Annotated in this window: 8 protein-coding genes; 1 reads left to right on the forward strand and 7 read right to left on the reverse strand. The window is 68.5% G+C overall.

Annotated features, from left to right (window positions below):
- On the reverse strand, positions 1–227 hold a 227-nt coding region (locus tag NL1_RS34930; protein WP_156095191.1), incomplete at its 3' end, for a helix-turn-helix domain-containing protein.
- Between the two features lie 392 nt (positions 228–619).
- Between NL1_RS34930 and NL1_RS34935 the strand changes: the two genes are divergently transcribed.
- A complete protein-coding gene (locus NL1_RS34935; RefSeq protein ID WP_067848981.1) occupies positions 620–1,912 on the forward strand; it encodes an acetyl-CoA C-acyltransferase in 1,293 nt (430 codons plus the stop codon).
- A 243-nt stretch (positions 1,913–2,155) separates the two neighbouring features.
- Here the strand turns inward: NL1_RS34935 and bluB are convergent, their stop codons facing one another.
- The 6 genes from bluB to NL1_RS34965 form a co-directional block, all read right to left on the reverse strand.
- On the reverse strand, positions 2,156–2,848 hold the full coding sequence (bluB, locus tag NL1_RS34940) for a 5,6-dimethylbenzimidazole synthase (RefSeq protein ID WP_067848984.1): 693 nt from the start codon (positions 2,846–2,848) through the stop codon (positions 2,156–2,158).
- A gap of 88 nt (positions 2,849–2,936) precedes the next feature.
- A complete protein-coding gene (locus NL1_RS34945; protein WP_067848987.1) occupies positions 2,937–4,211 on the reverse strand; it encodes a fatty acid desaturase family protein in 1,275 nt (424 codons plus the stop codon).
- Between the two features lie 99 nt (positions 4,212–4,310).
- Complete coding sequence (locus NL1_RS34950) at positions 4,311–5,747, reverse strand: fatty acid desaturase (protein WP_067848991.1); 1,437 nt, start codon at positions 5,745–5,747, stop codon at positions 4,311–4,313.
- Positions 5,748–5,909: 162 nt separating this feature from the next.
- Complete coding sequence (locus NL1_RS34955; RefSeq protein ID WP_067848994.1) at positions 5,910–7,046, reverse strand: ferredoxin reductase; 1,137 nt, start codon at positions 7,044–7,046, stop codon at positions 5,910–5,912.
- Between the two features lie 163 nt (positions 7,047–7,209).
- Positions 7,210–7,728 (reverse strand): DUF6912 family protein, encoded by a 519-nt coding sequence (locus NL1_RS34960; protein ID WP_174553517.1) that lies wholly within the window; start codon positions 7,726–7,728, stop codon positions 7,210–7,212.
- 43 nt (positions 7,729–7,771) lie between these two features.
- Positions 7,772–8,562, reverse strand: a 791-nt coding sequence (locus NL1_RS34965; protein WP_156095192.1) for a WS/DGAT domain-containing protein, incomplete at its 5' end; no start/stop codon positions are given.

The raw sequence follows: 8,562 nt of genomic DNA on the forward strand, positions 1-8,562 counted from the left end.
GCGTAGGCGCGCGCCGCGCTGCCGGGCAGCCAGCGCAGCGGCGCGTCCAGCTTGTTCAGTGTGTGGGTGCTGATCGCGGCATCGCCGTCCTCGATCTTCCGGATCGTCGGCGCGGAGGGCCCACCCAGATCGCCGATCTGCAGCTGCGTGAGGCCGAGCTCGTCTCGGCGTTCCTTGATGATTCGGCCGAAGCGCTTCTGCCGCGACAGCTCCGAAGGGCTTCTCATAGTGGGCTTCATGGTAGGCCGGACTCTGGGGAATGACAACTTCATAGAAAAGATTTGAAAAATCAATAGAAAGAACGCTATTGTTCTTTCTGCGTCGGATGTGCGGTACCGGCACCCGAAGCGGTTCCGGGACGAGCAGGGGCGTTCGCCGGAACGGGCGCCCCGGTCTGCAGCGCAACGGCGCGCCGCAGGCCGGCTCAGCGGCATCTGGAGGGGATCGCTGAGCCGCCTGGGGCTTACCTGCCCGTTGTGCGGGACCGAATCGGGGGATCGTGGGGGACGGAAAGCCTGCCCGCCCGGTGGGGTGCGGGGAGGTCTTTTCCCGTGTGAGCGTGGACCGAGAACTTACTTCAGAGTAAGTTTGTGGTGTACGTCTCTGGAAAGGAATTCGCATGGCTTCCGACGCTGCTCGCCGTGCCGTCGTCGTCTCCGGTGCGCGCACGCCGTTCGTGCGGGCGTTCACCGACTTCACCCGGATGGACTCCATCGCGCTGGCCGACGCCGCCGTGCGCGGTCTGCTGGAGCGCACCGGGCTGCCCGGCGCACAGGTGCAGGCCATCGTCTGGGGCGGGGTGATCCTGCCGAGCGCCGCGCCCAACATCGCCAGGGAGATCGCGCTCGACCTGCACCTCGACCCCGGCTGTGAGGGCTACACCGTCACCAGGGCGTGCGCGTCCGGCCTGCAGGCGGTGACCGCCGCCGCGGCCGCGATCGAGCGCGGCGAATACGACATCATGATCGCGGGTGGCAGCGATTCCACCAGCAACGCCGAGGTGAAGCTGCCGCAGAAGCTGGTGCACGCGGGCGCCCCGCTGGCGCTCGGCAAGCCGAAGCTGAAGGACTACCTTTCGGCGGCAGCGCAATTGGCGCCGTTCACCGACATCCTGCCAAGCAGGCCGAAGATCGCCGAGCGCACCACCGGTGAGGTGATGGGCGAGTCGGCGGAGAAGATGGCCCGCATCCACGGCATCGGCCGGGCCGAGCAGGACGAGTTCGCGGCCCGCTCGCACCGGCGCGCCGCGGCCGCCATCGCCTCCGGCCGTTTCGACGACGAGGTGCTGCGGGTGCGCACACCCGAGGGCACGGACATCGAGCGCGACGGGTTGGTCCGCGCCGACACCAGCGTCGAGAAGCTGGCCAAGCTGAAGCCGGTGTTCGCCGAGGACGGCACCGTCACCGCGGGCAATGCCAGCCCACTCACCGACGGTGCCGTGGCGGTGCTGCTGATGAGCGAGCACAAGGCGCGCGAGCTCGGCTACCGGCCGCTCGCCGCGTTCCGCTCCTGGAGCTACGTCAGCGTCGACCCCACCGACCAGGTGCTCATCGGCCCCGCCATCTCCATGCCGCGCGCACTCGACAAGGCCGGAATGGCGTTGTCGGACATCGACCTCGTCGACATCCACGAGGCCTTCGCCGCCCAGACGCTGTCCGTGCTCAGCGCGCTCGCCAGCGACGAATGGGCAAAGACCAAGCTGGACAGGGACACCGCGGTCGGCACGGTCGACATCGACAAGCTCAACGTGCACGGCGGCTCGGTGTCCCTCGGCCACCCCTTCGGCGCCACGGGCGCCCGCATGGTCACCACCATGGCCAACGAGCTTGCCCGCACCGGGAAGAACGCCGCCCTGCTCGGCATCTGCGCGGCAGGCGGCATCGGCGCATCGGCCATTCTCGAACGGTGTTGATTGGCGCGCGCGTGTTCGCGGCCTCTTATGTCTCGCTTCTGAGCGGTCGAGACTCGCGACTTCGTCGCATGCGCTTCGACCGCTCAGAAGCGAGACGGCCGCGAACGGGCTCGTAAGACTCGCCCCGAGGGTGGCTGGGAGTTCCGGGATGGTGCGTTCGGGTCTGTGTGTGATCGCCGCGCGCTGCCGGAGTCTCGGTGTGCGGCGTTCGGGTGGCCACGTGTACGTGTCGCGTGCGGTTCGTCAGGTTGTGGCGGAATCCATCGCCGGGCTCGCGGTCGGGGGTTCGGCGGAGAGTCGCTGCCCGCCGAAGGTCTCCCGGTGCACCGCTTCGGACAGCGGTCGTCCGGTGCGCCAGCCGAAGCGTTCCAGGTCGGGGACTGTTTGGAATTCGTGCACCGGGCCGACGCAGAGCCACGCGACGGGCCGGATGCCGGGCGGTAGTCCGACCAGTTCGGAGAGGAACGCCGGGTCGTAGAACGACACCCAGCCCACGCCGATGCCTTCGGCGGTGGCAGCCAGCCACAGGTTCTGGATCGCGAGAACCGCCGAGTAGACGCCGGTTTCGGGGACGGTGGCGCGGCCGAGCACCTGCGGCCCGCCGCGGTCGTGGTCGTAGCCGACGACGATTCCGGTGCCGCTCTCGACGATGCCCTCGATCTTGATCGGCTCGAAGGTCGCGGCGCGCTCGGGCGGCAGCGCGTCGCGGAACTCGACGCGCTTGTCCGCCACGTGCTCGGCGAAGCGGTGCAGCGTCGCCGGATCGCGCACCACCACGAAATCCCACGGCTGCGAATTGCCCACGCTGGGCGCCCGATGCGCGGCATCGAGAATCCGCCACAGCGTGGCCTCGTCGACGGGCGCGCCGGTGAATTCGGCGCGCACGTCGCGGCGCAACCGGATGGCCTCGTAGACGCTCAGACGATCAGCACTCACCGGGCCAGTCAACCAAAGCGGACCGGGGGGTTCGCACCCGCCGGTCCGCTGAAGTGTCGCCGGTTCGCCGCGTCGCTGGTTCGCGCGCTCACTGCACCGGCTGGAGTACCCGCTCCTGCCGTGCCGCACGACGCGCGAACCGCCGCTTGCCCTCGGCCAGCGCGGTGCGCAGACCGCGGCGCTTGCCGGTGACCGGGTCGACGGTGGTGACGGCGTTGCCGCCGAACTTGCGCTCGGAGGCGGTCTCCGGGGCGTCGTCGGCCGTGTGGCGCAGGTACTTGTTCGGCAGCGCGAGCTTGAGGATGGTCCGCCAGGCCTTGAAGTACTGCACCGGCAGCGAGCCCGTGGTGTAGGGCAGGTCGTACTTGTCGCACAGCGCACGCACCCGCACCGCGATGTCGGCGTAGTGGTTGCTCGGCAGATCCGGGAACAGGTGGTGTTCGATCTGGTGGCTCAGGTTGCCGGTCATGAAGTGCATGACCCGGCCGCCGGAGATGTTGGCGCTGCCCAGCATCTGACGCAGGTACCACTCGGCCTGGGTCTCGCCGTCGATGTCGGCCTTGGTGAACTTCTCCGCGCCGTCGGGGAAGTGACCGCAGAAGATCACCGCGTTGGTCCACACGTTGCGGATCACGTTGGCGGCCAGGTTCGCGGTGAGTGTGGAGAAGAACAGCGGACCGGTGAGCGCAGGGAAGATCACGTAGTCCTTCAGCACCTGCTTGCCGATCTTGTGCAGCACCTCGTCCCGCTTGCGCTCGAACTCGGCGCGCTCGGGGGTGCCCTCCTTGTAGCGGCCCGCGGCCAGCTTGCCGAGTTCCAGGTGCTGAATCGCCACCCCGTACTCGAAGAGCAGCTGCAGCAGCAGGTTGTAGACCGGGTTGCCCAGGTTGAACGGCTTCCAGCGCTGGTCGCGGGTGACCCGCAGCAGGCCGTAGCCGATGTCGTCGTCCATGCCGAGGACGTTGGTGTACTTGTGGTGCAGGTAGTTGTGGGTCTGCTTCCAATGCTTGGACGGGCCGGTGTTGTCCCATTCCCACGAGCTGGAGTGGATCTCCGGATCGTTCATCCAGTCCCACTGCCCGTGCATGACGTTGTGCCCGATCTCCATGTTCTCGATGATCTTGGCGGTGCCGAGCAGGGCGACGCCCGCCAGCCAGGCGGGCGGTAGGAAGCCGGCGTAGAGCACGGCGCGGCCGCTGATCTCCAGCGCGCGCTGCAGCCTGATGACATTGCGGATGTACCGCGCATCCGATTCACCGCGCGAGGATTCGATTTCCCGCCGGATCGCGTCGAATTCCGCGCCGAGCGCCTCCACATCCGCGGAGGTGAGGTGCGCGTACTCCTTGACATCCGAGATCGCCATGGCGGCTACAGTACCGTAAGTTACGACACCGTAGGTTGCGGGATTCGCGCCTTGCCTGTGGCAAATCCCGCATTGTGCTCGTGATCGCCGGATGCTATATCAGGCGCGGCGCCAGCGCGCGAGGAAGCCCTTTTCCCACACCGTCTTCCGCCGCAGCGCGGCCTGCTCGGTGCGCGCCTTCTCCTGCAGGGTGCGCTTGGCCTCGCGCAGGAGTTCCTTCTCCTGCCTGGCCTTCTCCTTCAGCGCCAGCTTGGCCTCGCGCAAGACCTCTTTCTCGTGCCGCGCCTTCTCCTCCAGCGCCACCTTCGCCTCGTGCAGGGCGGAGCGCAGGCCGCGCCGCTGCCCGGTCTCGGGATCGGTCAGCAGCCAGTTGTTGTCGGCCCAGCGCTCGGTGTTCGGCAACGTGATGCCCGCGAACTTGCGCTCCGACGAGGTCTCCGGTGCATCGTCGGCGGTGCGCTTGAGGAACCGGTCCGGCAGCGCCAGCTTGTGGATGGTGCGGAAGGCGAGCAGGTACTGCTTGCCCAGCGAGCCGGTCGTGTAGGGCAGGTCGTACTTGTCGCAGAGTTCGCGCACCCGTTCGGCGACCTCCTGGTACCGGTTGCTCGGCAGGTCGGGGAACAGGTGATGCTCGATCTGGTAGCAGAGGTTGCCGCTCATGAAGGCCATCGCGGGCCCGGCCTTGAAATTGGCGCTGCCCAGCATCTGGCGCAGGTACCACTCGGCCTGGGTCTCGTCCTCGAGCTGTTCGATGGTGAACTTCTCCGCGCCGTCGGGGAAGTGGCCGCAGAAGATCACCGCGTAGGCCCACAGATTGCGCACCAGATTGGCGGTGGCGTTGGCCTTCAGCGTCGACTTCCATGCCGGTCCGGTCAGCGCGGGATAGAGCACGAAATCTTTGGCCACCTGGCGCGCGATCTTGCGGGCGAACTCCCGGTTCGGCGCCGACAGCAGCTCCTCGGGGGTGCCCGCCAGCTCCTTCTCGATGGCCCAGTCGTGCAGCGCGATACCCCACTCGAAGGTCGCGGCCAGCAGCAGATTGGCCAGCGGCTGCACCAGGTGGATCGGGCGCCACTGCTCGTCGCGGGTCATCCGCAGGATGCCGAAGCCCAAGTCCTCGTCCTTGCCGAGAACGTTGGTGTAGGTGTGGTGGGAGTAGTTGTGCGCGCGCCGCCACTGCGACGACGGCCCGGTCATGTCCCACTCCCAGGTGCTGGAATGGATCTCCGGATCGTTCATCCAGTCCCACTGCCCGTGGCTGACGTTGTGCCCGAGCTCCATGTTCTCGATGATCTTGGCGACCGAGAGCAGGGCGGTGCCGGTGAGCCAGGCCCAGCGGTTGCGGCTGCCGAACAGCACAGCGCGCCCGGCGACCTCGAGGCCGCGTTGAGCCGCGATGGCGCGGCGGATGTACTTCGCATCGCGTTCGCCGCGGGAGAGTTCCACGGACCGCCGGATTGTGTCGAGTTCCTGCCCCAGGGTCTCGATATCGGCGGCCGTGAGGTGGGAGAACGTTTGGATATCGGTGATGGCCACCGGAGTCCCTTCTCTGCTCGACTGACGAGGTCGAGGGTACCTGTGTCTCAGGCGGTATGGATTCGGTCTGTCTGGGCCTAGCCGCCTCAGGCAGTGTCGGATTTTGTCCGAGGCGGGGCCCTGCGTGGTTACGCTGCGCTGCCTCCTCCGGGCCTGACCGCCTCAGACGTCGAGTGTGCAGTCGCCCGCGGCGGCGGAGATACAGGTCTGCACCTTGTCGCCCTCGCGACGCTCCTCGCCGTTGCGCAGGTCGCGGGCATGCCCGGAACTCAAGGTCACCACACAGGTCTGGCAGATGCCCATCCGGCAGCCGAACGGCATCTGAACCCCGGCCGACTCGCCCGCTTCCAGCAGGCTCGTCGCGCCGTCGACCTCGACACTGCGGCCGGACTTGCCGAAGCTGACGGTGCCGCCCTCGCCGATCGCCGAGCGCTCGATCTCGAATCGCTCCACGTGCAGCCGGTCGGCGATACCCGCCTCGCGCCAGTGCTGCTCGATCTCGTCGAGCATGGCGGCGGGGCCGCAGGCCCAGGTGTCGCGTTCCCGCCAATCCGGGAACTTCGCGTCCAGGTCGGCGAGCGCGAACTTGCCCTGCTCGCCGGTCAGGTGCAGGTGCGACTGGAAATTCGGGTGCCGCTCGTGCAGCGCGCGAAGTTCCTCGCCGAACATCACGTCCTGGCCGGTGCGCGCGGAATGCAGGTGCACCACGTCGGACACCAGACCGCGCCGGTCCATCGACCGCAGCATCGACATCACCGGGGTGATGCCGCTGCCCGCGGTGAGGAAGAGCACCTTGGCGGGCGGCGGGTAGGGCAGCACGAAACCGCCCTGCGGCGCCTGCAACCGGACGACGGTGCCCGGCTTGACGCCGCCGACGATGTGGCTGGACAGGAAGCCCTCCGGCATCGCCTTCACGGCGATCGAGATGACGCGCTTGCCGCCGTGCTCGGGGGCGCTCCAGTCCGGCGGGCAGGTCAGCGAGTAGGAGCGCCAGTGCCAGCGGCCGTCCACCAGCAGGCCGATGCCGATGTACTGCCCCGGCTGGAATTTGAAGTCGAAGCCCCAGCCCGGCTTGATCACCAGGGTCGCCGAATCCGCGGTCTCCTTGCGCACCTCGACGATCCGGCCGCGCAGTTCGCGCGCCGACCACAGCGGGTTGGCCAAGTGCAGGTAGTCGTCGGGCAGCAGCGGCGTGGTCACCCGGGCGACGGCCCCGCGCAACACGTTGAGCCGACCTCCGCGATCGGCGACGCTCGCCGCGGGCGCTTCGAGCCAGTCGCGGACATTCTTGAAGACCATCGGTGCCGTTCGTCTTTCTGTCGAGGTGGCGGCCGCCGTCGGGGCCACTCCCGGCTAGGTTACGGCATCGTAGGTTTGTGGGCATCGGCGCCCGCACGCCCCAGCACGAATGAACCCGACACGATCGAGCCTCGGCGCAAGCGGGCTTCGGCGCAAGTCGGCCTCAGAGCAATTCGAGCAGGAACGGCAGTTCTTGCGCGGCGTACCAGGCGAGCTGGTGATCTTCGGCGTCGCCGAGCACGAACTCGGCGTCCGCGTCACCGAGGTCGGCCGCGTCGATGACGTCCACCGCCTTGGCCACCTCGGGCTCGGCTTCCGCCAGGTCGACGTGGATCGAGGCGATCCGGTCGTACCCGATCGGCCCCGCGAGCTTGACCACCGCGTCGTCGAGGTCGGGCCGCAGCTTGGCGCCCGCGACGTCCGCGGCGATCACGGCCCGCCGGTACACCGGACCGCCGGACGGCCGCGCGGCCGCGGGTTCGCCGTCCTCGATGTCCTCGACCACGGCCTCGCGCTCGGCGGCGAGCAGGCGCAGCGAGGCACGGGCGGCCTCGAGCATCGCGACCTCGGCCAGCTCCTCGTCGTCGCCGGAGGCGTAGGCCTCGCGCAGCGCGGGGGTGACCGCGAAGGCCGTTGCACCGATCGGGAAGATCTCCCGCTCGGCGACCAGATTGCGCAGCATCGGCACCGTCGCGGGCACGTACACCCGCAGGGTGTTCTTCTGATCAGACGCAGGCACCGAGCATCTCCTCCATGGACTCGTGCACCGCGGCGGCCAGCACCTCGATATCGGCCATCGCGTCGCGGTCGGCATTGAGTCCGTAGAAGACGCGTCCGTCGTAGGACGTGATCCCGATGCTCGAAGCCTGATTGCGCAGCAGCGGCGACACCGGATACATCTCCAGCATCCGCGCGCCGCCGATGTACATCGGCGTCTGCGGACCCGGCGCGTTGGTGATCACCAAATTGAACGTGTGCTCTGCGAACGTACTCGCCGCCCGCACGCTCATCGCATGCAGGCTGGCCGGAGCGAACCCGGCCATATGCACCAGCGTGCGCGCCCGAACGCCGCGGCGGGCCCTGCTGTTGGCCTCGGTGGCGTGCGCGATGTGCGAGAGCCGCATCACCGGATTGGGCTCGCCGACCGGCAGATCCAGCAGGAACGAGGACACCTCGCTGGCAGGCTCCAGCCGGTCGCGGTCCGGGCCCTCGATGTACACCGACATCGGCACCACCGCGCGCAGCGTGGTCGACTCGATCAGCGCCTCACCGCGGGAGAGCAGCCAGTTGCGCAGCGCCCCGGTGACCACGGCGAGGATGGCGTCGTTGGTCGAGCAGTCGAAGCGGTGCCGGATCTTGCGGTAGTCCTCCAGATCGGTGCGTACCACGTCGAAGCGGCGGCTGCGCGAGGTGCGCGCGTTGAGCGGGCTGTCCGGCGCGCCGATGGCGGCGGTGCGCACCGCCGAGACGACCGAGTCGACCGCACGGCCCGCGGCGCCGATCATCGCGAAGGCGT

Origin of the sequence: Nocardia lijiangensis NBRC 108240 (assembly GCF_001613045.1) — a bacterium.
Taxonomy (GTDB): Bacteria; Actinomycetota; Actinomycetes; order Mycobacteriales; family Mycobacteriaceae; genus Nocardia; species Nocardia lijiangensis.

Bases quoted from the DNA above. Each gene is read 5' to 3' on its own strand.
- NL1_RS34935 (WP_067848981.1), top strand. From the start codon at position 620: ATGGCTTCCGACGCTGCTCGCCGTGCCGTCGTCGTCTCCGGTGCGCGC.
- NL1_RS34945 (WP_067848987.1), bottom strand. From the start codon at position 4,211: ATGGCGATCTCGGATGTCAAGGAGTACGCGCACCTCACCTCCGCGGAT.
- NL1_RS34955 (WP_067848994.1), bottom strand. From the start codon at position 7,046: ATGGTCTTCAAGAATGTCCGCGACTGGCTCGAAGCGCCCGCGGCGAGC.
- NL1_RS34960 (WP_174553517.1), bottom strand. From the start codon at position 7,728: ATGCTGCGCAATCTGGTCGCCGAGCGGGAGATCTTCCCGATCGGTGCA.